The 25,765-nt window shown below is 76.4% G+C and carries 26 protein-coding genes; 16 read left to right on the top strand and 10 right to left on the bottom strand.

Going from position 1 to position 25,765, the window contains the following annotated elements; genetic code table 11:
• Nucleotides 1-516: diol dehydratase reactivase ATPase-like domain-containing protein (locus PHK61_RS10480; protein ID WP_274280905.1), on the top strand; the 516-nt coding region annotated here is incomplete at its 5' end.
• A complete protein-coding gene (locus PHK61_RS10475) occupies nt 513-956 on the top strand; it encodes a glycerol dehydratase reactivase beta/small subunit family protein (RefSeq protein ID WP_274280904.1) in 444 nt (147 codons plus the stop codon). The genes PHK61_RS10480 and PHK61_RS10475, both read left to right, overlap by 4 nt.
• A gap of 60 nt (nt 957-1,016) precedes the next feature.
• Here PHK61_RS10475 and PHK61_RS10470 read toward each other — a convergent pair whose 3' ends face one another.
• Entirely contained in the window at nt 1,017-1,982 is a 966-nt protein-coding gene (locus tag PHK61_RS10470; protein ID WP_274280903.1) for a patatin-like phospholipase family protein, read from the bottom strand.
• 82 nt (nt 1,983-2,064) lie between these two features.
• Nucleotides 2,065-3,765: a metallophosphoesterase gene (locus PHK61_RS10465; RefSeq protein WP_274280902.1), complete on the bottom strand. Its 1,701-nt coding sequence runs from the start codon at nt 3,763-3,765 to the stop codon at nt 2,065-2,067.
• A gap of 132 nt (nt 3,766-3,897) precedes the next feature.
• On the opposite strand from PHK61_RS10465, the gene PHK61_RS10460 reads away from it, so the two are divergent.
• The 5 genes from PHK61_RS10460 (at nt 3,898) to PHK61_RS10440 (ending at nt 9,294) form a co-directional block, all read left to right on the top strand.
• A complete protein-coding gene (locus tag PHK61_RS10460) occupies nt 3,898-4,905 on the top strand; it encodes a CocE/NonD family hydrolase (protein ID WP_274280901.1) in 1,008 nt (335 codons plus the stop codon).
• A complete protein-coding gene (locus PHK61_RS10455) occupies nt 4,902-5,588 on the top strand; it encodes a CocE/NonD family hydrolase (protein WP_274280916.1) in 687 nt (228 codons plus the stop codon). Before PHK61_RS10460 ends, PHK61_RS10455 begins: the two co-directional genes overlap by 4 nt.
• A 145-nt stretch (nt 5,589-5,733) precedes the next feature.
• Nucleotides 5,734-6,744 (top strand): alpha/beta fold hydrolase, encoded by a 1,011-nt coding sequence (locus PHK61_RS10450; protein ID WP_274280900.1) that lies wholly within the window; start codon nt 5,734-5,736, stop codon nt 6,742-6,744.
• A 163-nt stretch (nt 6,745-6,907) separates the two neighbouring features.
• Complete coding sequence (locus tag PHK61_RS10445) at nt 6,908-7,699, top strand: SigB/SigF/SigG family RNA polymerase sigma factor (protein ID WP_274280899.1); 792 nt, start codon at nt 6,908-6,910, stop codon at nt 7,697-7,699.
• Between the two features lie 47 nt (nt 7,700-7,746).
• On the top strand, nt 7,747-9,294 hold the full coding sequence (locus tag PHK61_RS10440; protein WP_274280898.1) for an FAD-dependent oxidoreductase: 1,548 nt from the start codon (nt 7,747-7,749) through the stop codon (nt 9,292-9,294).
• 16 nt (nt 9,295-9,310) lie between these two features.
• Here PHK61_RS10440 and PHK61_RS10435 read toward each other — a convergent pair whose 3' ends face one another.
• A complete protein-coding gene (locus PHK61_RS10435) occupies nt 9,311-10,558 on the bottom strand; it encodes an aromatic acid exporter family protein (protein ID WP_274280897.1) in 1,248 nt (415 codons plus the stop codon).
• A 181-nt stretch (nt 10,559-10,739) separates the two neighbouring features.
• On the opposite strand from PHK61_RS10435, the gene PHK61_RS10430 reads away from it, so the two are divergent.
• From PHK61_RS10430 to PHK61_RS10420, 3 genes are read left to right on the top strand one after another with little or no spacing between them, the layout of a single operon-like run.
• Nucleotides 10,740-11,867: a hypothetical protein gene (locus PHK61_RS10430; RefSeq protein WP_274280896.1), complete on the top strand. Its 1,128-nt coding sequence runs from the start codon at nt 10,740-10,742 to the stop codon at nt 11,865-11,867.
• Between the two features lie 32 nt (nt 11,868-11,899).
• Entirely contained in the window at nt 11,900-12,226 is a 327-nt protein-coding gene (locus PHK61_RS10425; protein ID WP_274280895.1) for a YrhK family protein, read from the top strand.
• A 60-nt stretch (nt 12,227-12,286) separates the two neighbouring features.
• Nucleotides 12,287-13,165, top strand: coding sequence for a DUF1206 domain-containing protein (locus PHK61_RS10420; RefSeq protein WP_274280894.1), 879 nt, complete (start codon nt 12,287-12,289; stop codon nt 13,163-13,165).
• Here the strand turns inward: PHK61_RS10420 and PHK61_RS10415 are convergent.
• The 4 genes from PHK61_RS10415 to PHK61_RS10400 all read right to left on the bottom strand — a co-directional run bounded on the left by PHK61_RS10415 (nt 13,159) and on the right by PHK61_RS10400 (nt 16,562).
• Nucleotides 13,159-14,025: an acyl-CoA desaturase gene (locus tag PHK61_RS10415; RefSeq protein ID WP_420791379.1), complete on the bottom strand. Its 867-nt coding sequence runs from the start codon at nt 14,023-14,025 to the stop codon at nt 13,159-13,161. The two genes, PHK61_RS10420 and PHK61_RS10415, sit on opposite strands and share 7 nt — an antisense overlap.
• Before the next feature lie 349 nt (nt 14,026-14,374).
• Nucleotides 14,375-14,674, bottom strand: a complete 300-nt coding sequence (locus tag PHK61_RS10410) for a hypothetical protein (RefSeq protein ID WP_274280892.1) — start codon at nt 14,672-14,674, stop codon at nt 14,375-14,377.
• A 64-nt stretch (nt 14,675-14,738) separates the two neighbouring features.
• Entirely contained in the window at nt 14,739-15,620 is an 882-nt protein-coding gene (locus PHK61_RS10405; protein ID WP_274280891.1) for a Rieske (2Fe-2S) protein, read from the bottom strand.
• Nucleotides 15,621-15,701: 81 nt separating this feature from the next.
• Entirely contained in the window at nt 15,702-16,562 is an 861-nt protein-coding gene (locus PHK61_RS10400) for an IclR family transcriptional regulator (protein WP_274280890.1), read from the bottom strand.
• Between the two features lie 115 nt (nt 16,563-16,677).
• On the opposite strand from PHK61_RS10400, the gene pcaH reads away from it, so the two are divergent.
• From pcaH to PHK61_RS10375, 5 genes are all read left to right on the top strand, one after another.
• Entirely contained in the window at nt 16,678-17,388 is a 711-nt protein-coding gene (pcaH, locus tag PHK61_RS10395) for a protocatechuate 3,4-dioxygenase subunit beta (RefSeq protein WP_274280915.1), read from the top strand.
• Nucleotides 17,388-17,996 carry a protocatechuate 3,4-dioxygenase subunit alpha gene (pcaG, locus tag PHK61_RS10390; protein WP_274280889.1) on the top strand — a complete coding sequence of 203 codons (609 nt, stop codon included), beginning with the start codon at nt 17,388-17,390 and terminating at the stop codon, nt 17,994-17,996. The genes pcaH and pcaG overlap by 1 nt, the downstream gene beginning before the upstream one ends.
• Nucleotides 17,993-19,192 (top strand): 4-hydroxybenzoate 3-monooxygenase, encoded by a 1,200-nt coding sequence (locus tag PHK61_RS10385; protein WP_274280888.1) that lies wholly within the window; start codon nt 17,993-17,995, stop codon nt 19,190-19,192. The genes pcaG and PHK61_RS10385 overlap by 4 nt, the downstream gene beginning before the upstream one ends.
• Before the next feature lie 217 nt (nt 19,193-19,409).
• Nucleotides 19,410-20,246 (top strand): MBL fold metallo-hydrolase, encoded by an 837-nt coding sequence (locus PHK61_RS10380; RefSeq protein ID WP_274280887.1) that lies wholly within the window; start codon nt 19,410-19,412, stop codon nt 20,244-20,246.
• 101 nt (nt 20,247-20,347) lie between these two features.
• Nucleotides 20,348-21,769 carry a glycosyltransferase gene (locus tag PHK61_RS10375; protein ID WP_274280886.1) on the top strand — a complete coding sequence of 474 codons (1,422 nt, stop codon included), beginning with the start codon at nt 20,348-20,350 and terminating at the stop codon, nt 21,767-21,769.
• 66 nt (nt 21,770-21,835) lie between these two features.
• On the opposite strand, the gene PHK61_RS10370 is transcribed toward PHK61_RS10375, so the two are convergent.
• Nucleotides 21,836-22,324: an Lrp/AsnC family transcriptional regulator gene (locus tag PHK61_RS10370; RefSeq protein WP_274280885.1), complete on the bottom strand. Its 489-nt coding sequence runs from the start codon at nt 22,322-22,324 to the stop codon at nt 21,836-21,838.
• A gap of 80 nt (nt 22,325-22,404) precedes the next feature.
• On the opposite strand from PHK61_RS10370, the gene PHK61_RS10365 reads away from it, so the two are divergent.
• Nucleotides 22,405-23,439, top strand: a complete 1,035-nt coding sequence (locus PHK61_RS10365; protein ID WP_274280884.1) for an EamA family transporter — start codon at nt 22,405-22,407, stop codon at nt 23,437-23,439.
• Between the two features lie 311 nt (nt 23,440-23,750).
• Here the strand turns inward: PHK61_RS10365 and PHK61_RS10360 are convergent, their stop codons facing one another.
• On the bottom strand, nt 23,751-25,058 hold the full coding sequence (locus PHK61_RS10360) for a sensor histidine kinase (RefSeq protein WP_274280883.1): 1,308 nt from the start codon (nt 25,056-25,058) through the stop codon (nt 23,751-23,753).
• 31 nt (nt 25,059-25,089) lie between these two features.
• The gene (locus PHK61_RS10355) at nt 25,090-25,755 is read right to left on the bottom strand and encodes a response regulator transcription factor (protein WP_274280882.1); all 666 of its coding nucleotides are present in this window, start codon (nt 25,753-25,755) and stop codon (nt 25,090-25,092) included.
• Nucleotides 25,756-25,765: the final 10 nt, after the last annotated feature.

Raw genomic sequence — 25,765 nt, 5'->3', positions numbered from 1 at the left:
ATCGACTCCGAGCTGGGCCTGGAGGACCGCGAGGCCGCGGAGTCGGTCAAGCGCCACCCGCTGGCGAAGGTCGAGAGCTTCTTCCACGTGCGCCACGAGGACGGCACGGTGCAGTTCTTCACCGAGCCGCTGTCCCCGCACGTGTTCGCCAAGGTCGTCACCGTGACCCCCGACGGGCTCGCGCCGGTGCCCGTGCGCGGCTCGCTGGAGGAGGTCCGGCGGGTCCGGCGCGAGGCCAAGCGGCGGGTGTTCGTCGTCAACGCGCTGCGGGCGCTGGTGCAGGTGGCACCGCAGGGGTCGCTGCGGCTGCTCGGCTCGGTGGTCCTGCTGGGCGGGTCGGCGCTGGACTTCGAGATCCCGGGCATGGTGGCCGACGCGCTCGCGCCGCACGGCGTGGTGTGCGGCATCGGCAACGTGCACGGCACGGAGGGCCCGCGCAACGCGGTGGCCGCCGGGTTGGTCGACGCCCACGCGGGCACCGCGGCCGGGCCCGCACCGGAGAAGGTCGCGTCGTGACCAGCCCGCTGTCCGGGGTGTCGGCGTCCGGCGGGCCCGGCTGCCACGGGCGGATCGACCGCCCGCCCCGGGATCGTGATCTGGCCGACCCGGCGCTGCCGCCCGCCGTGCTCGTCGCGGTGCACGACGACGCCCCGCCGGGCGTGGTGCGCGAGCTGTGCGCCGGTGCGGAGGAGCAGGGAGTCCCCACCGCGCTGCTCGGGGCCACCGCCACGGGGGCCGACGCCGCGGGGCGGCACGCCGCGTCGGAGTCCCGCCTCGAGGTCGGGGTCGGGGTCGGGGTCGACGGGGCCGTCGTCGTGCGCCACGCGCTCGTGCCCGACGCCGTGCTGGCCCTCGACGCCGGTGCGGCGACGCACGACCTGCGCGTGCTCGGCGGGGACGCCGCCCGGATCGTCGCGGGGTTGCCGCTGCGGATGGTGCTCGGTCAGGCCGAATGAGCGCGGTTACTGGCTGGTATCGCTCGCTTGATGAGCGATACCAGCCAGTAACCGCTCTCGTCAGGCGCTCGTGCGCTCCTCGTCCGGCACGTCGAGCGCCTCGCGCAGGGCGCTCTGCCCGGTCTCGATCCCGCGGCGCAGCACGTCCGGGTCGGTCTCGAGCGGGTTGATCGTGTCCGCGCCGGTCGGCGGGCGGACCTCGAACAGGTGGGGCTCCTCGCCCGGGGACGCCGTGGCGTGGGCGAGCCGGGAGTCGTCGGCGCGGCGGTTCTCGAGCCGGGTGCCCAGCACCTGGACCAGGCCCGGCACGTTCACCGCGCCCAGCCGGGACACCAGGGCCCGCTCGAGGCGGGTCACGTCGATCGCGGTCTGGTCGGAGCGGCGGGTGCGCAGCACGAGCACGTGGGTGGCGCCCTGCGCGAGCGCGGTGCGGAAGGGGATCGGCTCGGCGACCGCGGCGTCGACGTAGCGCCGGCCGTCGATCTCGACGGGCAGGCCCGCGAGCACCGGCACCGCGGCGCTCGCGCGCAGGGCGAGCTGGAGGCTCGCCTTGTCGACGAGCGTGTCGTGGAGGTCGACGGCCTCGCCGGTCTCGACGTCGGTGGCGATGGGGTGCAGGGGGACGTCGGCGTCGAGCACCTGCTGCCAGTCGAACGGCACGACCTCCTCGCCGACCGTGTTGATCAGGTACTCGACGTCCACCACCGGCTGGCCGCGCAGCCCGCGCCCGGGCCGGGTGACACGCTCCATGAGACCCGGGCGGTACCAGCCCGCGCAGCAGTGCGCGGCCTGCGCCCCGACCAGCCAGCTGCCCGCGAGCGCGCCGGCCGAGGAGCCGTAGACCGCGTCGAAGCACTCGGCGAGTCCGAGCTCCTCGAGGGCCAGGACCATGCCGCTGGAGTACGTCGCCCGGCTCCCGCCGCCCTCGACGGCCAGGGCGACGCGGTGGGGGTCGGTGCGGGTGCTCGGCAGCGTGCCCTCGGCGCGGCGGGCCGCGAGCACGTCGAGGACCGGGTGGGCGCGCACCGGGGCATCATGCCCGCTTCACAGCTCGCTGCGCCGAACGGGCCATGTGAGCGATCTCCGGGGCTATAGCCCCGGAGATCGCTCACCTGAAGGACCGGCGCTCCAGGACCACGCGGTCGATCTCGAGGCCGGTGTCGGTGGTCGCGCGGACGGTCAGGCTCGTCGTCGATCCCGGCGCGGGCGGGGGCGCGACGTCGACCGTGACGTACGCGTAGTCGAGGTAGCGCGCCTGCGACCAGTCGACCTGCTCGGGCTGCTGCGCGTCCTCGCCGAGGGCGACGTAGCTCGCCACCGTCGTGCCGCTGTCGGGGCCCGGGTTGCCCCGGTAACGGTCGGTCTCGCCGGGCTGCCAGCGGTAGCGGGGCCGTCCGCCCGACCCGACGCACACGTACGTCGTGCCGTCGGTCTCCGGGCGCACGGTGGCCCCGTCGGGCGCCCGCACGGCGGCCCGCCCGCGCCGGATCGGGTCGGTCCGCTCGTACTGGTGGTTGTGGCCCTGCAGCACGAGGTCGACCCCGAACTCGTCGCACAGCGGCGCGACCGCCGCGCGCACCCCGGCGTCCGACGCGTGCGCGCGCGACGTCGCGAACGCGCAGTGGTGGAAGAACGCGACGACCCAGTCGACGCCCGGGTCGGCCCGCAGGTCGCCGAGCGTCCGGCGCAGCCACGCCGCCTGCGCGCCGCCCGAGTAGCCGGCGTTGGTCGGGATCTCGGTCGAGAGGTCGTTGGCGTCGATGCTGACCACGCCGACCGTGCCGTACCGGAAGACGTACACCGACGGGCACGCCGACGGCCCGGTGCCCGGCAGGTCCAGCCGCGCCGCGTGCCCGCCGTAGCCGTGCGAGGCGCCGCGGGCACGGTTGTCGTCGTAGAGCGCCTCCATGTCGTGGTTGCCGGTCGCGAACATCCATGGCGTGGCGGCGGCGCTGCGCTCGATCAGTCCGAAGTAGGTGGTCCACACCGTCGGGTCGAAGCTGTCGAACCCGCCGCCGCTGCGGCTGCGCTCCGGCAGGCCGTGGCCCGAGGGGTCGGCGTAGCAGATGTCGCCCGCGAGCAGGTGGAACGCGGGGCGCTGCGCGGCGACGCGGTCCACCAGCGCTGTCGCGGGGGTCATCGTGCGGCGGGTGTCGTCGGGCTCGTAGGCGTTGGTGAACTCGTCGCGCCCGCTCGGCGGCACCGTGTCGACGCCCTGGTCGGCGAAGGCGGTGAAGCTCCACGGCGCCGTGGAGCCCGGGCCCGGCGCGGTGGTGAACCCGGCCTCGGCGGTCGTCGACCCGTCCGGGAGCCGGAAGCGGTAGCGGTAGTGCTCGCCGGGCGCGAGGCCGTCGGCGCGCGCGTGCACGAAGAACTGCTCGCTGCCCCGGATCGCGCCGTCGGACTGCGGCACCTGCGACACGAGCCGGCGCACCTCCACCGGCAGCGTCGTCCCGAACGACGAGTCGCGCCCCAGGTCGACGACGACCCCTCCCGCCGGCGGCGCCGCGGTCAGCTCGCCCGCGAGCGCCATCTGCCGCTGCGGGTCGGCGCCGAAGGCCAGGTGGCGGCCGACCACCGACACCGGCGCCCGCGCGGCCCGCGCGCACGCCGCGAGCGTCCACGGCGCCGACGCCAGCCCCATCGCCGCGACGACCCCGGCGCCGCCGCGCAGGGCGCTGCGCCGGCTCACCGGGTGCCGGCGCAGGTAGGACGCCAGCCACGCGTGCTGCTCGCCGACGGACATCCGCGCGGCGAGGTGCGCGGGGACGCCGACGTCGGGGGCGCCGCCGGGCGGGGTGGAGGTCACGAGAGGGCAGGCTCGCCCCTCGGGGCGCGCGAGGCCAGTCCGGGCGGCGGCCACGCCGTGCACAGGCGGCGACGCCGCGGGGCACCCGGCGCCCCTCGGCGAGCCCCCGGCCTGATCGGCGAGACTGCGGGCGTGAGCCTCGCGAGCGGGATCCTGCGGCGGGCGCTGCGCCTGCCCGCGCCGCGCACGCCCCGGATGGCGGTGGACCGCGACGTCGCGGTCCCGATGCCCGACGGCGTCGTGCTGCGCCACGACCTCTACCGGCCCGCGGGCGTGCACCGCGGGCCGGTCGTCATCGTGCGCAGCCCGTACGGACGGGCGGGCTGGGTGGGCACGGTGTTCGGGCGCCTCGTCGCGGAGCGCGGCCTGCAGGTCGTCGTGCAGTCGGTGCGCGGCACGACCGACTCGCAGGGCGAGCTCTCGCCGTTCGACGAGGCCGACGACGGCGCCGCCACCGTCGCCTGGGTGCTCGACCAGCCCTGGTGCGACGGCCGCCTCGGCACGCTCGGCCCCAGTTACCTGGGCCTGACGCAGTGGGCGCTCGCCCCCGCCGCCGGGCGCTCGCTGCGCGCGATGGGCACGCTGGTCACGGCGTCGTCGTTCCGCGACCAGACCTACGCCGGCGGAGCGTTCTCGCTGGACAACGCGCTGTCCTGGACCTCGATGATGCGCACGATGGCCGCCGGGCCGCTCGCGCGCTCGACGCGGCTGCTGCGCGGGCGCCGGACGATCCTCGAGGCGCTCGACGCGCTGCCCCTGCGCAGCGGCGACCGGCGCGCCACCGGCGGCGAGGTCGACTGGTACCAGGACTGGCTGCGCGAGTCGGCGCCCGACTCCGCCTACTGGGCGCGCCGCGACCACACGCGCGGCGTCGCCGCGGTCGCCCGCGCCGACGTCGCGGTGACGATGCTCGGCGGCTGGCAGGACATCTTCCTGCCCTGGCAGCTCGCCGACCACGCCGAGCTGCGCGCCGCCGGCGCCCGCCCGCGCCTGGTCGTCGGCCCCTGGGTGCACACCTCCGGGCCGGGCCTGGCCGCCGGGCTGCGCGAGGCCCTCGCCGCGTTCGAGCGCGCCTTCGACGGCACCCACGGCAGCGGCGGCGTGGCCGCGGCGACCACCGAGGAGGCGCCGGTCGCCTGACGCTGTCGGGCGACGGCGGCACGCGCCACCTCACCGACTGGCCGCCGCCCGACGCCGTGGCGCGCACCTGGTACCTGCGCGCCGACCACTCCCTGTCGGTGCAGCCGCCGCCCGACCGCACCGGCGGGTCGGTCCACTGGCCCGGCACCCACGTCGACTACGACCCCGCCGACCCCACGCCCGCCGTCGGCGGGCCGATCCTCACCGGGAGGTCGGGGCCGCGCGACCAGTCCGCGCTCGAGGCCCGGGCGGACGTGGCCGTGTTCACCTCGGACGTGCTCGCCGAGGACCTCGTCGCCCTCGGTCCCGTGTCGGCGACCGTGCACCTGCGCGCGGCGACCGAGCACCTCGACGTGTTCGTGCGGGTCTGTGACGTCGACCCCCGCGGCCGCTCGGTCAACGTCACCGACGGCCTCGTGCGCCTCGCGCCCGGCGCGCCCGCCACCGCCGCCGACGGCACCCGCGCGGTGACCGTCGAGCTGTGGCCCACCGGGCATCGCTTCGCCGCCGGGCACCGGCTCCGCCTGCAGGTCAGCGGGGGTGCGCACCCGCGCTTCTCCCGCCACCCCGGCACCGGCGACCCGCTGGGGAAGGCCACGACGCTCGTGCGCCAGCCCCGGGAGGTCCTCCACGACGCCGCGCACCCGACGGCCGTCACGCTCGCGGTGGAGCCGCGCCACTGATTCGTCCGGGGGGTGGCCGGGTCGGTGAGCGGCGCGGGCGTCGCCTGCGATCCCGTTCACACCGCCCGTCGGGTGCCACGGGCAGTTGGTCGACATCACGGTCGCGAAGGGTGGAGACCGCGGCCGCGGTGCCGATCCTGGGGACATGGCCGTCCTGCCCAGCGAGCGGGTCGGCGCGGCGTCCGCCCCCTCCGGCCGGACCGCTGCGCCCGCGACCCCCCACACCCCGGCGTCGCCGTCCGCGGCGACCGCCGGTGCCGCACGTCCGCGTCCCGTCCACGGTGTGCGCACCGCCGACGGGGTGCCGCTGCACGTCGAGATCCGGGGTCACCAGGGCCCGATCGTGGTGCTCAGCCACGGGTTCACCGTCGACTCCGGCGAGTGGTCGCCGCAGATCGCGGCGCTGGCGCACCGCGCGCGGGTGGTCACCTGGGACCAGCGCGGGCACGGGCGCTCGGGATGGGGCGACCCCGCCCACGCCACCATCGACCAGCTCGGCCAGGACCTCGCCACCGTCGTGGACGCCGTGTCCCCGTGCGGGCGCGTCGTGCTCGGCGGCCACTCGATGGGCGGGATGACCGTCCTCGCGCTCGCGCGCCAGCACCCCGAGTGGTTCGGCACGCGGGTGGCGGGGGTGTTCCTGGTCGCGACCTCGGCGGGCCAGCTGGTCTCCGACGGCCCGCTCGGCGTCCTGCACGCCGCCGCGCGCCGGGCCGGGGTGCTGCCCGCGGTCCTCGAGGGTGCCCGCCGGGCCGCACCGCTCGCCGACACGCTGCCGTGGCGCGACTCGGCCGTCGGGCGCTGGCTGGTGCGCCGCCTCGCGTTCACCCCGGACGCGAGCGACGAGGAGGTGCGCCGCCTGCAGGCGGTGACCGAGAGCCTGCCGCTGCCGGTGAGCTCGGCGTTCTCGTCGTCGTTGCTCGCCCACGACGAGTCGGGATCGCTGCCGGCGCTGGCCCGGGTCCCGACGACGGTCGTCGCGGCCACCGGCGACCGCGTCACCCCGGCCGCCCACGGGCGCCGCATCGCCGACGCGCTCGGGCCCCGGGCGCGGTTGGTGCTGGTCGAGGACGCCGGGCACGCGGTCAACCAGACCCACCACGAGGTCGTGGACGCCGCGCTGCTGGACCTCGTCGACCGGCTGCGTCACCGCTGACACGGCCGTCCGGGCCAGGAATGTGTGACTTCCCGCGACACGGGGCACAGACACGCGAAGGAACTCCGGTTCAGACACCAGCCGGGTCAGCTCACACATCACGAGCCCCCGCCTGGTCCGCCGAGACGGTCTAGCGCCCGGGGCCCCGTCACGGGGGTGACCGATGGCCGGCCGCAGCAGCGATTACGACGAGTACATCCCGCTCCTCAAGGAGTACGCCGATCTCGCCGAGGACGATCCTCGCCGCGAGAGGGTGCGCGAGCAGCTCGTCGTCGGCTTCCTGCCCGTGGCGCGCAACATCGCGCGCCGGTTCGCCCGTCGCGGCGAGCCCACCGACGACCTCGAGCAGGTCGCCTCCCTCGGCCTGCTCCACGCGCTCGACCGCTTCGACCCGGGGCGCGAGCGCGACTTCCTGTCCTACGCCGTCCCGACGATCATGGGCGAGGTCCGGCGCCACTTCCGGGACTCGGCCTGGTCGGTGCGCACCCCGCGCAGCGTCAAGGACCGCTACGTCGCCGTCGGGTCGGCGACCGCGGCGATGTCGCAGCGGCTCGGGCGCGCCCCGACGGCCGCCGAGCTCGCCGAGCACCTGAACATGAGCCGCGACGAGGTGGCCGAAGCGGTCGCCGCCCACGGCTCCTACCAGCCGGCCTCGCTCGACGAGTCGCTCGGCGAGGGCGACGACTCCGCGCTCGTCGACATCCTCGGGGTGATGGACGGCGAGCTCGACCGCGTCGAGGTCCGCGCGCTCGTCGGCAACCTGGTGCGCGACCTGCCCGAGCGCGAGCGCACGATGCTCGCGCTGCGGTTCGTGCACGAGAAGACCCAGGCCGAGATCGCCGCCGTCCTGTGCATCTCGCAAATGCACGTCTCGCGACTGCTGTCGCGCACGCTGGCGGCGCTGCGGGAGCAGATCGAGCGCGAGACCGGGGCCGAGCAGCTCGTGGCGGTCTGACCTGCGGGGGCCGTTTGTCGGCCGGGCGCCGCGGACACCTCCCTGGCATGGCGCCACCACTGCCCGCCCGCGAGCTCTCGCCGTGGCACGACCCCGAGCACGCCGAGGAGCCCGACACCTACCCGGCGCTGCGCGGTGACGTCCGGGTCGACGTCGCGGTCGTCGGCGCCGGGATCACCGGGCTGACCACGGCGGTCCTGCTCGCCCGCGAGGGCCTGCACGTCGCGGTCGTCGAGGGCCGGCGGATCGGGGCCGTGGCCAGCGGCAACACCACCGCCAAGATCTCCCTGCTGCAGGGCACGCGGACGGCGACGCTCGACGGGCGGCACGCGCCCGGGACCGTCGACGCCTACGTCGCCGCGCACCGCGCCGGCTTCGACTGGCTGCTCGAGCGCGCCCGGCGCGCCGACTGCGACCTCGAGCGCCGCGATGCCGTCACGTTCGCGACCACCGGGCGCTCGTCGGCGGGCGCGGAGGCCGTGCGGCGCGAGGCGTCCGTCCTGCGGCGCGCCGGGCTGCCCGCCGAGCTGGGCACCGACGTCGGCCTGCCGTTCGGTGTCTCCGAGGCCGTGACGCTCGCCGACCAGGCCCAGTTCGACCCCATGCCCTACCTCGCCGACCTCGCCCAGGAGCTGCACGAGGGCGGCCACCTGGTCTGCGAGAACACGCGGGTGCGCAGCGTGTCGCTGCTCGGCGCGCCGTGGGTGCGCACCGGGCACGGCGAGATCCGCGCCGAGCGGGTCGTGCTCGCGACCGGGCTGCCGGTGCTCGACCGCGGGCTGTACTTCGCGCGCGTCGAGCCCAGCCGCTCGTACGCCCAGGCCGTGCGGGTCGACGGCGAGCTGCCCGACGCGATGTACCTCTCGGTCGACGAGCCCACCGTGTCGCTGCGCACCGCGGTGATCGAGGGCGAGCGGCGCCTGCTCACCGGCGGCTTCGGCCACCGCGTCGGGGCGAGCACGCCCACGTCGTCGCACGAGCGGGCGCTCGCCGACTGGGCCGCCGAGCGCTTCCGGGTCCGCGAGATCACCCACCGCTGGTCGGCGCAGGACTACCTGCCCGAGGACGGGTTGCCGTTCGTGGGCCCGATGCGATGGCAGCCCCGCATCCTCGTGGCGACGGGCTTCGCGAAGTGGGGCATGACCGGCGGGACCGCGGCCGCGCTGGCCCTGCGCGACCACGTCGTCGGGCGCACGAATCCCTGGTCGCACGCGCTGCGCGCCGACCGTGCGCCCACCGCCTCGGCGCTGCCGACCCTGGCGCGGGCGAACGGCGAGGTGGGGCGCTACCTGGCCACGGGATGGGCGCGCCCGCACCTGCCGAGCGACGCCCCGCTGCGCGAGGGCGAGGGACGCGTCGAGACCACCACGCGCGGGAAGATCGCGCGCTGCCGCGTCGGCGGTGTCGAGCACGAGCTCGGCGCGGTGTGCCCGCACCTCGGCGGGATCGTCGCGTGGAACGACGCCGCGCAGAGCTGGGACTGCCCGCTGCACGGCTCGCGGTTCGCGCCCGACGGCGAGGTGCTGGAGGGCCCGGCCACCGCCGGCATGGTCGGCCCGCCCGGCCTCGCCCGCGTCGTGGCCCCGCGCGCCTGAGGTCCTCGCACGCCCCTCAGCCCGGCGAGCGTGGTCCCTCGGCGGGGGGCGGGCGGGTCGGGCGGCGGCCGGTGAGGTCCACGACCGCGCGTTGCGCCGCGTCGATCAGCGCGCCCTCGACGCTCCAGCCGGTGCGGACCTCGCCCGAGGCGCCGGGCAGGCGCCGGGCCGCGTCGCGGTGCACCGCGGTCATCAGCTCCAGCGCCGCCGACCCCGGCGGGTGACGGTCGGCGCGCGGGGACAGCGCTCCCGGGTCGTCGCGGATCTCCTCGAGCGCCTCCGCGAGGTGGTCGAGCAGGTCGGCGAACGACCCGACGAACAGCGGGTCGAGCTCCGCCTCCTCCTGCGCCTCGGCGGCCTCCTCGGCGGCCTCCTCGGCGGCGTCCTCGGCGGCGTCGACCAGCGCCTCGCACAGGTCGTGCACGTGCGCGGCGACCTCCACCACCGCGTCCGCGGCCGGCACGAGGACGGCGGTCGGCAACGGGGTCCGCAGCCGCCGGCGCAGCGGGTTGAGCCGCAGGCTCTCCCGGGCCCAGGCGACGCTGTCCCGCGCGCGGCGGGCCTCGCCGTCCAGGCCGCGGGCCCGCTGGCGCCAGTCGTGGGCGAGGTCGGTGCGCGCCTCCTGGTCCTCGCGCAGCGACGACGCCATGCCGCGCAGCAGGTCCGCGAGGCGCGCGGTCACGGCGGCGAGCGCCGCGCTCGCGTCGCGCTGGTACACCGGTGGCAGCACCAGCATGTTGACCACGACGCCCACGGCCGCCCCCACCGCGATCTCGGCGAGGCGCACGAGGGCCTCGACCGGCGAGCTGGCCGCCGGGCCCGCCTGGCCGACGAGGATCAGCGCGGTCACCGCCACCCACTGCCCGTGCTCGCCGAAGATCCGTAGTCGCCCGACCAGCAGCCCCACGAGCACGACGAGCACCAGCCCCAGGACCACCGCGCCCGTGAGCAGCGTGACCCCGAGCGCCAGCAGCACGCCCGTCGCCACCACCGCGAGCTGCTGCCCGGCGTCGCGCACCGAGCGGTACACCGTCACCTGGACGACCAGGAACACCGCGGCGTAGGGCGCGAGGAACGGCTGCGGCGCGTGCAGCACCCAGCGGGCGAGCAGCCATGCCGCCCCCGCGGCGGCCGCGGCCTTCGCGGCCTGGATGACGGCCTCGCGCTCGGGGCCGCTCGCCCGTCCGGCCCGGGCGAGGAACCACGCCGGGCGCAGGAACTGACGGCGTGCCCGACGGGCGAGCGTGCGCGGAGACGGCGCCATGCCGCAGGGTGTTCCCACCCGCGGCGCCGCCGCGAAACCACCGGACGGCCCCGCCGGCGAGGAGCGCCCGCGGGCGAGCGTCTGCTGTCCGGGACACGGCGGGTCGATCCCCACCGCGAGCACCGCGAGTAGGGCACCGTGGGCGTCACCCCAGACGGCCCGACCGACGGGAGCGCCCCGCATGACCCCGGGTCCCGACACGCCCACCGAGGACGACACCGAGACCGACGAGCTCCCCACCTCGCTCGAGGACGCCGCCGACCTGCTCTACGGCATCGGGCGCGAGGAGTTCATCCCCGTCCGGGACGCCATGGTCAAGGACGCGCGCAAGGCCGGCGACCGCGAGCTCGCCAAGGAGATCGGCGCGCTGCGCAAGCCGTCGGTGGCGGCGTGGGTCGCCAACCGGCTGGCCCGCGAGTACCCCGAGGAGATCGAGGGGCTCGAGGAGCTCGGCGGGTCGCTGCGCGAGGCCCAGGAGAAGCTCGAGGGCGACGCGCTGCGCCAGCTCTCCCGCCAGCGCCACGGGCTCATCAACGCGCTGGTCGAGCGCGGCCGGCGCATCGCCCGCGAGGAGGCCGTGCGCCTCGGCGACCCCGCGATCCGCGAGCTCGAGCGCACGATCGGCGCCGCGCTCGCCGACCCCGCGGCCGCCCGGGCCCTGGCGGGCGGGCAGCTCGCGGGCGGGATGGAGGCCGGCCCCGGTCTCGGCGAGGGCGGGATCAGCGCGGCCCTCGGCGGCCCGGCGTCGGGGGCGCGCTCCGCCCGCCGCGAGCGGCCCGGCCGCCCGACCCGCGTCCGCCCCGACCGCCGGACGTCACGCCCCGCGCCCCCCGCGGACGGCGACGGCGACCTCGACGGGGACCTCGACGGGGACCTCGACGACGACCTCGAGGACGACGACACCGACGACATCCGGGACGACCAGGAGACCCGCGAGCGCGAGGACCGCGAGCGCGCCGAGCAGGAGGAGCGCGAGCGCGCCGAGCGGGAACGCCGCGAGCGCGAGGAGCGCGAACGCGCCGAGCAGGCCGCCCGGCGGGCCCGCGAGCGCGCCGACGACCTCGCCGAGCAGGCCCGCGAGGCCGCCGAGGCCGCCGAGGCCGCCACGCACGAGGCCGAGGAGGCCGACGCCACGGTCTCCGACCTGCGCGCCCGCCTCGACGCCGCCGAGGAGGCCCGCCGCGCGGCCTGGGAGCGCTCCGACACGGCGGGGCGCGAGCGCGACACCCGGCGCCGCGAGGCCGACCGCGCCAGCGAGGACGCCGACACCGCCGAGCGTCACGCCCGCACGATCGGCGCGCGGACCTGACGCACGCCCCGCGAGGCGGCAGGCTCCGCACCATGAGTGCACCGACGGGCGGCAGCGGCGGGGAGACCCCGAGCGGGCACGCGCCGCCACTGGTCTACAAGCTGGGGCACGAGGAGCTCGTCATCCGCCGCCGCTACGAGGTGCTGTCGATCGTCAACGACATCCTCGTCGGCCTGTGGTTCCTCGTCGGGAGCATCCTGTTCTTCTCCGAGGAGACGACGTACGTGGGCACGTGGTTCTTCGTGATCGGCAGCGTCGAGCTGCTCATCCGGCCGGTCATCCGGTTCTCCCGGCGGGTGCACCTGCAGCGCGTGCCGATGGCCCAGGCCGTCCCGACCGACTACGGGCCGGACTTCTGAACCCGTGACGCGGGTCCCGGCGGGGTTTCGCCGACGGGCGGGTCCGGTGAAACCGGGGCGGTGAGCACCGAGGCGAACGGCGTGGAGGCGGTCGGCGAGGCCGCCGAGCACGCCGTGCACGAGGCCGCCGACCGGACCGTGCACGGCGGCGGCGACGCGCCCAGCCGCCTCGTGGAGATCCTCGGGCGGGCGGGGCTGATCGCCTACGGCGCGGTGCACCTGCTCGTCGGCGGTCTCGGGCTGCGTCTGGCGCTCGGTGCCGGGCCGGCCGAGGTCGACCAGCAGGGCGCCGTCTCGGCGGTCGCCTCCGTCGGGCCGCTCGGCATCGCCGTGCTCGTCGCGTTCGTCGCGGGGCTCGTGGCCTTCGCGGCCTGGCAGATCACGGCGACGATCGCGGGCTTCCGCTGGGTGTCCGGCGGCGAGCGCTTCCGCAAGCGCGTCGGCGCGGCGTCGAAGGCGATCGCGGTCCTCGCCGTGGCCGTTGTCGCCGCGCGGACCGTGCTCGGCGACCCCGAGAACGGGCGCGCCGGCCCGCAGAAGCTCGTCGCCGGGCTGCTCGCGCTCCCGCTCGGCTGGCTGCTCGTCGGCGCGGTCGCGGTGACCGTGATGGTGATCGCCGGGACGATGGTCTACACGGGGTGCGCCCGCACGTTCATGGGCGACCTCGTCGACGACCTGCCGGCGGGGGTCCGGCGGGCCGCGGTGGTGCTGGGCGCGGTCGGCAACCTCGCCCGCGCCGTCGCGTTCGGCGCGGTGGGCGTGCTGTTCGCCGTCGCCGCGCTCCGGGCCGATCCCGCCCGCGTCGGGGGCCTGGACGAGGCCCTGCGCGCGCTCGTCCGGCACGGGCAGGGCGTCGCACCCCTGATCGCGCTGTCGCTCGGTCTCGGGGCGTTCGGGCTCTACTGCGTGCTCGACGCCCGCTACCGCCGCGCCTACTGAGCGGCGCGCGCCGCCAGCTTCCCGAGGCGCCGCTCGGTGGGCCACTTGACGTGCGAGACCCAGCCGAGCTTCTCGAACAGCCAGATCGTGCGCGCGGAGATGTCGATCTGCCCGCGCCCGACGCCGTGGCGGGCCGAGGTCGGGTCGGCGTGGTGCAGGTTGTGCCACGACTCGCCCATGCTCGGGATCGCCAGCAGCCAGACGTTGGTCGACCGGTCGCGCGCGCCCCACGGGCGCTCGCCGACGAGGTGGCAGATCGAGTTGGTGGACCACGCGACGTGGTGGGTCAGCCCCACCCGCACGAGGCTCGCCCAGAAGAACGCGGTGACCGCGCCCCACCACGACCACGTCACGAGCCCGCCGATCAGCGGCGGCGCGGCGAGGCTCGCCACCGTCAGCCACGTGAACGCGCGGTGCACGAAGCGCATGTCCGGGTCGGCGATGAGGTCCGGGGTGAAGCGCTGCTGGTTGGTCAGCGAGCGCTCGAAGATCCAGCCCATGTGCGCGTGCCAGAACCCGCGTGCCAGCGCCGCCGGCGACGTCCCGAACGCCCAGGGCGAGTGCGGGTCGCCCTCCTTGTCGGCGAACAGGTGGTGGCGGCGGTGGTCGGCCACCCAGTGCCGGATCGGGCCCTGCACGGCCATGCTGCCCGCGACGCCCAGGGCGATCCGCAGCCCGCGCCGGGCGCGGAACGCCCCGTGGGTGAAGTACCGGTGGAACCCGACGGTGACGCCGAGCATCGTCAGCGCGTAGAAGCCGGCGGTCAGCCCGACGTCCAGCCAGCTCAGTCCCCAGCCCCACACCAGCGGGACCGCGGCGATCAGGGCGAGGAACGGCACGAACGCGAACACGTACACCATCACGTGCGGGGCGATGTGGCGCTCGTGGTCGGAGAGGTCGTCCTGCGGCGCCGCGGGGCGGTCGGCCAGGGGATCGGCCGGGGGTTCGGCCGGAGGGGCGACACGGGGGGCGGCGGGCGGAGAAGCCGGACCGGACGTCATGCGGGGAAGCTCCCGAGGGGGCGGGCGGTCCTCGGCGACGGGCTCGTCGTCCAGAGGGTGAGGGGCCAGAGGTTGAAGACTGTGCGGTCCCACCCTGACACGGCGTCACGGGTCGGGGACGCTGCGGGCACGGGCCGCCGGACGACCGACGGGCGTGATTCGTCCGACGGTCGCCGGGCGCTCACCCGGACGCCGCAGGCGGGGCGCGTCACGCGCTGGTCCGTGTGACGAGGTCGTCGTCCTCGGTCAGCTCGGTGAACACCGGCGGGGCCATGTCGCCGCCCGAGGCGACGTCCTTCTCGATCTCGGCTCGGAACCGGGCGAGCGCGTCGGTGTCGTCGAAGGACAGCAGGACGACGACGCGGCCGTCCTCGTCGTCCCCGGAGCCGTGGAACACGCGGGCCTCGCGGCACTCGCGGGCCGGGCCGTCGTCGAGGGCGTCGCGGAACGCCTGACGGAAGTGGTCGAAGCCTGCGGTGGGGAAGTCGGCCAGGGCGTGCGCGGTCATCGGGCACCTCTCGTGATCGGGAACGGAGCGGGGTGCCCGGCGCACGCCCCCGCGCACTCGTGACTCAGCTCGCCGGCACGCCCGGGTAGCCGGTGACCGCGAGCTCGAGGCGCCCGTCGCGCACCCGCGTCCGGAATGTCGGCTGGGGTGCGGTCGCGGGCCCGTGCACCACCGCGCCGGTGTCGAGGCGGAAGACGCTGCCGTGCCACGGGCACACCACGCACGGCGGGCCGTCGCCGTTCGTGACCTGTCCCTCGTGCAGCGGCGCCGAGGCGTGCGCGCAGCGGTCGGCCAGGGCGTGGATCTCCTCGCCCTGCCGGACGACGAGCACGCCGACGTCCCCGACGATGCGCCGCGTCGGCTCGCCCTCGGGCAGTTCGGCGACAGTGCCGACGTCGGTCCAGTCGCCGGGACCGATGTGCGGGTAGCCCTCGGCGTGGTTGGCGCCCATCGCCTGGTGGTAGGCCATGTGGCCGCCGAGCGTGGCGCCGGCGGTGCCGACCGTCAGCGCCGCCCAGCCCCACAGCGCGCCGCGCAGGCTGCGTCCGCGCGCCCGGGCCGCCAGCGATGCCGCATAGCCCGCGAGCATGACCCCGTTCGCCGCCGCGTGGACCACGCCCACGCGCTGCTGCTCCTCGTGCCCGTCGGCGTAGTCGGCCCACCCCGCCGCGGCCGTCGGCACCGCCGAGACGAGTCCGAGCGCGATCAGGGCGGTCGCCGGACGGCGGGTGCGGGGCAGGACGTCGAGCACGCCCGCGGAGACGAAGCTGCCGAGCGAGAGCTGAGCGAGCACCGGGTGCAGCGGGTGGCCCATCCACACGCCGTGCAGCGCGTCCTTGACGTCCTGGCGCCGCAGCACCCGGTGGACGGCGTCGCGCAGCGGCGCGGCGACCTTGTCGAGGGCGGGCGACTCGGCGAGGCGGTCGATGTCGTCGAACGGGCGCACGGGAGACCTCCGGGACGTGGTGGTGCCCGGGTGTCGCCGATCACGACGGTCAGCCAAACCCCGCGCCCGACCCGGCCGGCCTCACGTCCCGCGGCCGGCCCGCGGCGGCGTATCCGGGGCGGTCGGCACCGGGGTGACGACGCCGGTGGGCCGCCGCCGGGCCGAGGGCGCGCCGAGGGCCCGGGAGATGCCGCGGGCGGCCGCGCGCACCGCGGGGACGATCGTGCGCGGCTCCGCGCCCGCGCTGGGCACGACGACCGACAGCGAGGCGACGACCCGCTCGTCCTCGCCGCGCACCGGGGCGGCCACCGACAGCGAGAGCGGGTCGACCATGCCGTCGCACACGGCCACGCCCTCGCGGCGCACCGCGGCGAGCGTGCGACGCAGGTCCTGCGGGTCGGTGATCGTGCGCGGGGTGAGCGCCGGCAGCGGGCCCGCCAGCACCTCCTCCTGGACCGCCGGCGGCGCGAACGCGAGCAGCACCTGGCCGACGCCGGTGGCGTTGAGCGGCATCCGCCCGCCCACGCGGCTGAACACGCGGACCGCCTCGGGGTGCGCGAGCCGTTCCACGTAGACGACCTCGTGCCCGTCGCGCACCGCGAGCTGCACGTTCTGCCGGGTCGCCTCGTAGAGGTCCTCGAGATAGGGCATCGCGCGTTCCCGCAGGCCCAGGCTGCGCGGGGCGAGCGCACCGACCTCCCAGAGCCGCAGCCCGATCCGGTAGCGCCCGTCCTCGCCGCGTTCGAGGGCGCCCCACGAGGCCAGCTCGCCGACGAGCCGGTGGGCCGTGGAGAGCGGCAGCCCGGCGGTGCGGGCGATGCCCGACAGCGTCAGCGCCTCGGCGCCGGGACCGAACGCGGAGAGGATCCCGAGCACGCGCTCGGTGACCGACGGTCCGCTCGGGGATCTCCGGCCGCCGTGGCCGCCCTGCGCTGGGCTCACCGCGCCTCCTTCCGGCCACCGGAAGCTCGATTCTGGCACGGCGGGGCGAGGAGGCACCCTGTGGCGGGTGAGCGCACCCCAGCAGCCCGCGACGCAGCGCGAGGTCTCGGTCGAGATCGCCGCGGCCGCCGGCGCCCCGCCGCTCCCCGGCGGACACCCCGACCGGGCCTACGGGCCCTACCGCAGCACCGCGCTGCGGGCCCCGCGGCAGCCGCTGGTGGTGTCGCCGCCGAGCCTCACCGAGCTCGCCGCGCCGGTCTTCGGCCCGCGCGACGTCGCGCCCCTCGACGCCGACCTGACCCGCCACCACCCGGGCGAGCCGCTCGGTGAGCGGATCATCGTCACCGGCCGCGTGCTCGACGGCGACGGCCGCCCGGTGCGCCACCAGCTGCTCGAGATCTGGCAGGCCAACGCGGCCGGGCGCTACCGCCACGAGGGCGACCAGCACCCGGCGCCGCTCGACCCGAACTTCACCGGCGGCGGGCGCGCGATCACCGACGACGACGGTCGCTACCGCTTCGTGACGATCAAGCCGGGCGCCTACCCGTGGCGCAACCACCACAACGCGTGGCGCCCGGCGCACATCCACTTCTCGCTGTTCGGGACCGCGTTCACCCAGCGGCTGGTGACGCAGATGTACTTCCCGGGCGACCCGCTGTTCGGTCTCGACCCGATCTTCCAGTCGGTCACCGACGAGAAGGCCCAGCAGCGCCTGGTCGCCGCGTACGACCACGACGTCACCCAGGCCGAGTGGGCCCTGGGCTACACCTGGGACATCGTGCTCGACGGCGCCCACGCCACCCCGCCGGACCCGGACGGAGTCTGATGCTCGACCTCACGCCCTCGCAGACCGTGGGGCCGTTCTTCGCGTTCGGTCTGCCCGTCGACGGCGGCGGCGACGTCGTCTCGGCCGGCACGCCCGGCGCGATCACGCTCCACGGCACCGTGCGCGACGGCGCCGGCGCGCCGGTGCCCGACGCGCTGCTGGAGTTCTGGCAGGCCGGCCCCGACGGGCGGGTGCCGACCCGGCCCGGGTCGCTGCACCGCGACGGGCGCAGCTTCACCGGGTTCGCCCGCGTGCCCACCGACCGCGCCGGCGACTACCACCTGCGCACGCTGCGCCCCGCCGCGCCGGCGGGCTCGCCGCACGCCCCGCACCTGGCGGTGACCGTCTTCGCGCGCGGCCTGCTGCACCACCTGTTCACCCGCGTCTACTTCCCGAACCACACCGACGCGAACGCCGCCGATCCGCTGCTGTCGGCGCTCGACGAGGAGCGTCGCGCGACCCTGCTCGCGGTGCCCGACGGCGGCCCGACCGGCCCCGGCTACCGCTTCGACGTCCGCATGCAGGGCCCCGGCGAGACGGTCTTCCTCGACCTGTCGACCCACGGCCTCGCCCAGCCGCCGGCCGCGACCACCGAGACCCCGGCATGAGCGCCCCGGCGCCCGCCCGCACCCAGGTCGCGATCGTCGGTGGCGGCCCGGCCGGGCTGATGCTGTCGCACCTGCTGCGCCGGCGCGGGGTCGACACCGTGGTGCTCGAGTCCCGGCCCCGCGACCGGGTGGAGACCCGCCAGCGCGCCGGCATCCTCGAGCACGGCACCGTCGACGCCCTGCGCGAGGTCGGCGCCGACGCGCGCATGGACCGGCTCGGCCTGCCCCACGACGGGTTCGAGCTGCGCTTCGCCGGACGCAGCGTCCGGGTCGACATGCAGGAGCTCACCGGGCACCGCGTGATGATCTGGGCGCAGACCGAGGTCACCAAGGACCTCATCGCGCTGCGCCTGGAGCAGGGCGAGCCGCTGCTGTTCGACGCCGAGGTGCTCGCGGTCGAGGACGTCGAGAGCGACTCGCCGCTGGTGCGCTACCGCCACGACGGCGCCGAGCACGAGCTGCACGCCGACGTCGTGGTCGGCGCCGACGGGTCCTACGGGCCGTCGCGCCGGGCGATCCCCGACCACCTGGTGCGCCGCTTCGAGCGCGTCTACCCGTACTCGTGGCTGGGGATCCTCGCCGACGTCGCGCCGTCGTCCCACGAACTGATCTACGCGCGCGGGCGCACCGGGTTCGCCCTGGCGTCGATGCGCTCGCCGTCGGTGACCCGCGCCTACATCCAGGTGCCGAACGGCACGGACCCGCAGACGTGGGCCGACGAGGCGATCTGGGACGAGCTCTCCGACCGCTTCGCGCTCGACGACGGCTCGTTCACGCTGGCCCGCGGCCCGATCACCGACAAGTCGGTGACGCCGATGCGCAGCATGGTCACCGAGCCGATGCGTCACGGGCGGCTCTTCCTGGCCGGCGACGCCGCGCACATCGTGCCGCCCACCGGCGCCAAGGGCCTCAACCTCGCCGTCGCCGACGTGCGGGTGCTGGCCGAGGCCCTGGGCGAGTGGTTCGCGACCAAGGACGAGCGCCTCGTCGACGCCTACTCCGACACGGCGCTGCGCCGCGTCTGGAGGGCCTCGCACTTCTCCTGGACGATGACCACGATGCTGCACGTCGACCCCGACGGCGACCCGTTCGACGAGCAGCTCGCGCTGTCGCACCTGCACCACATCGAGACCTCCGAGTCCGCCCGTCGCGCGCTGGCGGAGAACTACCGGGGCCTCGCGCTGGGGGCGGTCTGACGGCGCGGCGGACCGCTCGGCGGGATGCGGGAAGGTCACGACGCCACGACCGGCACGCAGGACCCCGTCCGCGGGGATCTCCGTAGACCCCCCGGCCGAACTTGCGCCCCCTCACCCGATGGGCCGCTGTGGGTGCTCCCGCGCGGGTCCACCGTGCACGGACACCGCTCACCGGAGCGGTGGCCGCGCCGCGCGGTGAATTCGTCCGGGAGGTGTCATGACGACGACCGAGACCTTCGAGCTGCTCGAGCCGTACCCGATCGCCGAGGAGACGTTCGTCATCCCGTGGGCCCTCGAGGCCCCGCCGATGGGGCACTTCCCCATGAACTCGATGGTGATCCGCGGGTCGGAGCCGGTGCTCGTCGACACCGGGGCCCCGGCCGTGCGCGCTCGGTGGCTGGACGCCGTGTGGTCGATCGTGGACCCGCTCGACGTGCGGTGGGTGTTCCTGACCCACGACGACCGCGACCACGCGGGCAACCTGCTGCCGATCCTCGCGGCCTGCCCGAACGCGACGTTGCTGACCACCTGGTTCTCGCTGGGGCGGATGGCCGAGGAGTGGGAGACGCCGCTGGAGCGGTGCCGGTTCGTCAACGACGGCGACACGATCGACGTCGGCGACCGGACGCTCGTCGCGATGCGACCGCCGCTGTTCGACAACCCCACCACGCGCGCCCTGTTCGACCCCGCGACGAGCGTCCTGTGGGCGGTCGACACCTTCGCGACGAACCTGCCGGCGCCCGTGGGGGAGATCGGGGAACTGGGCGACGGCGACTTCCGCGACGGTCAACTGTTCGGCGGCCGTCTCGTGGCGCCGTGGACGGCGTGGTTGGACAGCGAGCGGTTCGGTGCGGTCGTCGACCGCTTCTCCTCGCTCGGCGCCGAGGTGATCGCGGGCTGTCACACGCCGGTGCTGCGCGGGCCCCGGGTGGCGGAGGCGTTCGACCTGCTCCGCCGGCTCCCGGACATCGAGCCGTGGCAGGAGTTCACCCAGACCGATCTCGACGCCTGGATGGCGGCCGCCGAGCAGGCGGCCACGCCCGGCCAGTCCTGACGGCGGTCCCGCGCGGGTCCCCGGCGGCCCCGGGCCCTCGCGCTGCGAGCCGAGGAGCGCTCTAGGCTGCGCCCGACGATCTCCAGACCCGGGGGTAGCGCATGGGCGACCGGCTGATCTTCCAGCTGGGCACCAACAACTGGCAGCGCGACGGGGAGTTCGCTCCCGGCTCCGGGATCCTCCACGAGGCCCATCACCGCGCGTACAACGAGCTGCCGGGCGTGCGCTGCTACTCGATGTATCCCTCGCGCGTGCAGCGCACCCGCGCCGGTGAGGACGACGTGCGGGTGTTCGCGCTCGACCACGACATCCCGATCTGCGAGTCGATCTCACCGGTCAGCAGCTACCGCTGGCACGCGATGGATCCCGACGAGGTCGCGGCCTACCGGGCCCGGCTCACCGCCGAGGTCACCGCGTTCATCGACGACGTCGAGGCCGCGACGGGCGACGAGTTCACCCTCGCCGTCGCCCACCACGCGTTCATGAACGCCGTGGTGATGCGCGACGTCGTCCGCGCGCGGGTCGCCGCGGGTCGGCCGCGGATCCCGCTCCTGGACTTCGCGCACGGCACCGAGCTCAAGATGTACGTCCACGAGCAGCGCGGGGAGAACCCGGCGGAGTTCCCGTGGCGCTTCCTGCCGTTCATGCAGGAGGAGAAGATCTTCGACTGGTCCGCGGGCCCGGAGCACGGCGTCGACGTCGTCGCCTCGATCTCCTCGGAGCAGATCGACGCGTTCGGGTCGGTGTTCCCCGAGTTCCCGCGCGAGCGGATCGTCCTCTCGCACAACGGCTACAACCAGGACGTCTTCCACCCCGCGCCGGAGACGTACGCCGACCGCGAGCGGGTGCTCGCCGGCTTCACCACCCAGCCGCCCCCCGGGGATGACCGCACGCCGTCGTCCGCGTCCCGCGCGGCAGCTCCACCGCGCGTCGTGCCGCAGGCCGTGGCGCCCGAGGGCGGGTTCGACGCGGTCGTCGCCTTCGTCGGCAAGTTCGCCGACTGGAAGCGCCTCGACGCGCTGCTGCGCGCGGCCGCCGACTACGAGCGCGGCGAGCGGCGCGTGCTGACCCTCGTGGCCGGCTCCGGCCCGGTCGAGGAGCAGGTGCGGATGCACGAGCTCGCCGCCGAGCTCGGCCTGCGGCGGACCTACTTCCTGGGGCCGCGCCCGCAGGAGGAGCTGGCGACGATCTTCGCCTGCGCCGACGTCGGCGTCTTCCCCTCCTATCGCGAGCCGTTCGGGCTGGTGTTCCTCGAGTGCATGGCCTGCGGGACGCCGGTCGTCGGCGCCGACTCGGGTGGCCCGCGCGACTTCGTCACCGACGCGGTCGGCACGCTCGTGCCCGAGACCGACGACCGGCAGGCGCTCGCCGACTCCCTGGCGGCCGCCGTCACCCGCTCGCTCGACGAGGGCTGGAAGCAGACCAAGGGCCCGGAGGCCGCCCGCTACGCGCGCGACGGGTTCAGCGTCCTCAAGCAGGTGTCCGACCTGCTCGCCGAGGTCGACCGGCTCACGGCCGGCTGAGGTCCGTGGGGCGGGCGAGGGACGCCCTGGCTGCGTGGAGCGCAGCCAGGGCGTCCCTCGCTCCCCTCAGACCTGCGTGACCCGGTCGGCCACCGCCGAGGTGGCGACCATCGTCGTGCAGCGCGCGACGCCCGGCACCCGGGCGAGGGTGCGCCGCAGCAGGACGTCGAGGGCCTCGACGTCGGCGACGTCGACCCGGATCAGGTAGTCGATGTCGCCCGTGACGTGGTGGCAGCTCACGAGCCCCGCCAGGTCGAGGACGTGCCGCTCGAAGCGCCCGACGGTGTTCGTCGTGTGGTCGACCAGGGTCACCGCCAGGTGCACCACCAGCCCCCGGTCGACCGCGACCGGGTCGAGCACCGCCCGGTAGCCGCGCACGACCTCCTCGCTCTCGAGACGCCGCAGCCGCCGCTGCGCCGACGACGCGGAGATCGACACGGCCTCCGCGAGGTCGGCGATGCTCGATCTCCCGTGATCGGCGAGGTGATCGAGGATGCGCCGGTCGACGCGGTCGAGGTCCGGCTGGGTGGATCGTGCACGCTTCGGCGCAGTCATGGGTCCATCGTGCGCCACGGCGGGCTGCGACCTCGAAGATCGCCCGACATCGCCCGCAGGTGCGCGCGCATCGTGGAGTCATGACGGGAGGCGTGTCGCGCCGGACGGCGCTGGTGTTGATGACGCTCGCGTGCGCGGGGTGGGCCGCGGTGTTCGTGGCGCCGGAGCTGGCGCCGCTCGCCCCGGCCCTGCTGCTGGCCATGGGGCGGTTCGTGGCGTTCGGCGCGGTGTCGCTGCCCCAGGCGCGGGCCGTGCTGCGCGCGGACGTCCCGTGGCTGCGCGTCCTCGGGCACGCCGTCACCGGCTCGCTGCTGTACTTCGGCCTCGTCGCGGTGGCGGTGCGCCTCGCCGGCCCCACCATCGCCGTCGCCACGATCGGGCTGGTGCCCGTGGTGATGGCGCTGCTGTCCAACCGCCGCGGGCTCGCCGGCGTGCGGGCGCTGCTGCCCGCCCTGGTGCTGGTGGGCGTCGGGCAGGTGCTCGTGCACCTCAGCCCGGTGCCCGGTCCCGGCGGGGCCTCCGCGGTGCTTGGCACGGTGCTCGCGCTGGTCGCCGTCGCCTCCTGGAGCTGGTACGGCGTCGACTCGCACCGCCTGCTCGCCGCGCGCCCCGACCTCGGCCCGGTGCTCGCCGGGGCCCAGGGGCTGGCCGCGGGCGCGCTCGCGCTGCCGATCGCGATCTGGCTGCTCGCGAGCGAGGGCGTGCCCGCCCAGCCGGGGCGCGCGCTGCTCGTCGTCCTCTTCCTCGGCCTGGTGTCGTCGTGGCTGGCGGTGCGGGCGTGGCACGCCGCCGCCGCGCGGCTCTCGCCGGTGCTGGTCAGCCAGCTCATGGCGCTCGAGACCGCCTGGGGCTTCGTGTTCGCCGCCCTGCTCGCCGGCGCCCTGCCCGGCCCGGTGGCCCTGCTCGGCGAGGTGGCCCTCGTCGCCGGCGTCGCCCTCGCGGTCGTGGCCGACGGGCGCCGGGAGCGGGCGGAGGCTCACGAGGAGCTCGGCTCGTCGGCGAGCACCGCCCGCGCGGCCCGCAGCGCGGCGTCGCGGATGCGCGAGGACCGCGGGTCCTCGGCCGAGGAGTGGGCGACGGCCTCGAGCAGCGCGCACACCTCGAACCCGGCGTAGTCGCCGGCGAGGCCGGCGTAGCGGCCGATGGCCACCCGCCGCCGGAGCACGGCGGCGGCGCGGTCGATGGTCTCGGCGTCGAGGCGCGCGCGGGCGCGGCGGTGGTCGACGGAGGACATGGGGGCTCCCCTCGGGCAGGGCCGGCACGGCGTCGGACGGCGATGCCGCGGGGGAAGCGCGACGCCGACCAGTGTGCCCCGGACCCCCGACAACGGCGCCCGCGCGGCCCGGGGTGGTGGCCCGGGGTGGTGGCAGCGAGGGCGTCCCTCGCTGCCACACCACGAGCCACCCCGCCGCCGCGCGGCCCCCGCTCAGGCCACCGGCCAGCGCACGATCAGGCGCGTGCCGCCGTCCGGCGAGGTCGTGGCCCGCGTCGTCCCGTGGCGTCCGGCGACGAGGCGCCCGACGAGGGCCAGGCCGAGCCCGCTGCCCTCGCCGGCGTCGGGCTGCAGGCGGGTGAAGCGGTCGAAGATTCGCTCGCGTTCGGCGGGCGGGATCCCGGGCCCGTCGTCGTCGACGAGCAGGCGCACCCACCGCCCCGCGGGCACCACCGACACGTGCACGACGGTCGCGGCGTGCCGGCGTGCGTTCGCGAGCACGTTGTCGAGCACGATCGCCACCTCGGCGGGGGTCGCCGCGACCGCCACGGGCATGGGCGCCCACAGCGTCATCGCGAGCACCGGCTCCTCGGGCAGGCGGGCGAACGCGTCGCCCACCGCGTCGACGAGGTCCACCGGCCGGGCGGGCATGCGCTCGCCGGCGTCGGCGCGCGCGAGCGCCAGCAGGTCCGCGACCAGGCCCGACAGCCGCTCGGCCTCACGCGCCACCGACCGCCAGGTCTCGTCCGCGGGCACCTGGTCGGGGTGGGCGACGGCGACGTCGGCCTGGGCGCGCAGGGCGGCGATGGGGGAGCGCAGCTCGTGCGCGGCCTCGCTGGTGAAGCGCTCGAGGCGCGCGACGGCGTCGTCGCGGCGGGCCAGCAGCTCGTTGATCTCGACGGCCAGGGCGGCGAGCTCGTCGCCGGCGGGCGGCACGGGCAGGCGCTCGCCGGGCGGGAGCGCGGCGGCCGCGGCGCGCATCCGGTCCACCGGCCGCAGCGCCAGCCGCGTCGCGGTCCAGGTCGCGGCGATGACGGCGACGGCGCCGAGCAGGGCGGTGACCGCGAGCCCGCGGGCGGCGTCGGCGAACAGCCCCGCCGCCCCGACCAGGTCCCCGGACGCGAGGACCAGGCGCGGCGACCCGTCGGGCGCCGGCACCGGCACGGCGACCCAGCGCTGCGGCCCGTCCGGTCCCGCGGGCACGGTGACGGGCTCGCCGGCACCGAGCCGGCGGATCGCGTCGGCGTCCACCGGGCGCGGCCCGCGGCCGTCGACGGGCGTCCCCGCGACGTCGACCACCCGGACCCCCGGGGGCACCGCCGTGCCCGCCGCGACCGCCCCGGCCGCGGCGGCGGCCCGCTGGGTCAGCGCGCCGTCCCCGCCGGTCAGCACCGCCGAGAACAGCAGCCCGCCCGCCACCCGGCCGAGCGCGAGCAGCGCCACGACGGCGACGACCCCCACGACGAGCGTGATCCGCGTCCGCCACGAGCGCCGCGCCCACCAGCCGGCGGTCCGGGTCACGGTCCAGCTCCGGCCCGCGGCCTGTCCGGCCTCACCCGACCCCCAGGCGGTAGCCGCGCCCGCGCTCGGTCCGGACCAGGTCCGCGGCGCCGACCGCGGCGAGCTTGCGGCGCAGGTAGCCGACGTAGACCTCGACGACGTTGCGGCTCGCCGACCCGCCCCCGCCCCACACCGCCGTGAGCAGCTCGTCCTTGGTCAGCACGGGGTGGACGGCGAGCGCGTAGAGCACGGCGAACTCCCGCTCGGAGAGCTCGACGTCGCGGCCCTCCCAGGTCGCCGACCGGGCGGCGGGGTCGAGGCGCAGCGCGCCGCGCTCGACCCGCGCCATCGGGCGACCCGAGCGGCGCAGCATCGCGCGGAGCTGGGCGACGAGCACGACGAACGAGAACGGTTTGACGAGGTAGCCGTCGGCGCCGAGGTCGAGCCCGTCGGCCTGGTCGACCTCGCCGTCCTTCGCCGAGAGCAGCAGCACCGGGGTCGCGATGCCCTCGCTGCGCAGCGTCTCGAGCACCCGGTAGCCCGACAGCCCGGGCAGCATGATGTCGAGGACCACGGCGTCGTAGGCGCCGGTCGCCGCCTCGCGCAGGCCCGCGTGGCCGTCGGCGACGGCGTGCACCTCCATGCCCTCGGCGGCCAGCCCGCGGGTCAGGGCCTCGCGCACCCCGGGCTCGTCGTCGACCACCAGCACCCTCGGCACGCCCCCGACG

The organism is Actinomycetospora lutea, from assembly GCF_028737205.1.
Lineage (GTDB): Bacteria > Actinomycetota > Actinomycetes > Mycobacteriales > Pseudonocardiaceae > Actinomycetospora > Actinomycetospora lutea.
This window is presented reverse-complemented; position numbering and strand designations above follow the sequence as displayed.

Excerpts from the sequence above, each read along its gene's own strand:
- PHK61_RS10435 (WP_274280897.1), bottom strand. The coding sequence starts at position 10,558 with ATGGCGCCGTCTCCGCGCACGCTCGCCCGTCGGGCACGCCGTCAGTTC.
- PHK61_RS10430 (WP_274280896.1), top strand. The coding sequence starts at position 10,740 with ATGACCCCGGGTCCCGACACGCCCACCGAGGACGACACCGAGACCGAC.
- PHK61_RS10410 (WP_274280892.1), bottom strand. The coding sequence starts at position 14,674 with ATGACCGCGCACGCCCTGGCCGACTTCCCCACCGCAGGCTTCGACCAC.
- PHK61_RS10425 (WP_274280895.1), top strand. The coding sequence starts at position 11,900 with ATGAGTGCACCGACGGGCGGCAGCGGCGGGGAGACCCCGAGCGGGCAC.
- PHK61_RS10415 (WP_420791379.1), bottom strand. The coding sequence starts at position 14,025 with ATGGTGTACGTGTTCGCGTTCGTGCCGTTCCTCGCCCTGATCGCCGCG.
- PHK61_RS10385 (WP_274280888.1), top strand. The coding sequence starts at position 17,993 with ATGAGCGCCCCGGCGCCCGCCCGCACCCAGGTCGCGATCGTCGGTGGC.
- PHK61_RS10450 (WP_274280900.1), top strand. The coding sequence starts at position 5,734 with ATGGCCGTCCTGCCCAGCGAGCGGGTCGGCGCGGCGTCCGCCCCCTCC.
- PHK61_RS10365 (WP_274280884.1), top strand. The coding sequence starts at position 22,405 with ATGACGGGAGGCGTGTCGCGCCGGACGGCGCTGGTGTTGATGACGCTC.
- PHK61_RS10445 (WP_274280899.1), top strand. The coding sequence starts at position 6,908 with ATGGCCGGCCGCAGCAGCGATTACGACGAGTACATCCCGCTCCTCAAG.
- PHK61_RS10370 (WP_274280885.1), bottom strand. The coding sequence starts at position 22,324 with ATGACTGCGCCGAAGCGTGCACGATCCACCCAGCCGGACCTCGACCGC.
- PHK61_RS10375 (WP_274280886.1), top strand. The coding sequence starts at position 20,348 with ATGGGCGACCGGCTGATCTTCCAGCTGGGCACCAACAACTGGCAGCGC.
- PHK61_RS10440 (WP_274280898.1), top strand. The coding sequence starts at position 7,747 with ATGGCGCCACCACTGCCCGCCCGCGAGCTCTCGCCGTGGCACGACCCC.
- PHK61_RS10380 (WP_274280887.1), top strand. The coding sequence starts at position 19,410 with ATGACGACGACCGAGACCTTCGAGCTGCTCGAGCCGTACCCGATCGCC.
- pcaG (WP_274280889.1), top strand. The coding sequence starts at position 17,388 with ATGCTCGACCTCACGCCCTCGCAGACCGTGGGGCCGTTCTTCGCGTTC.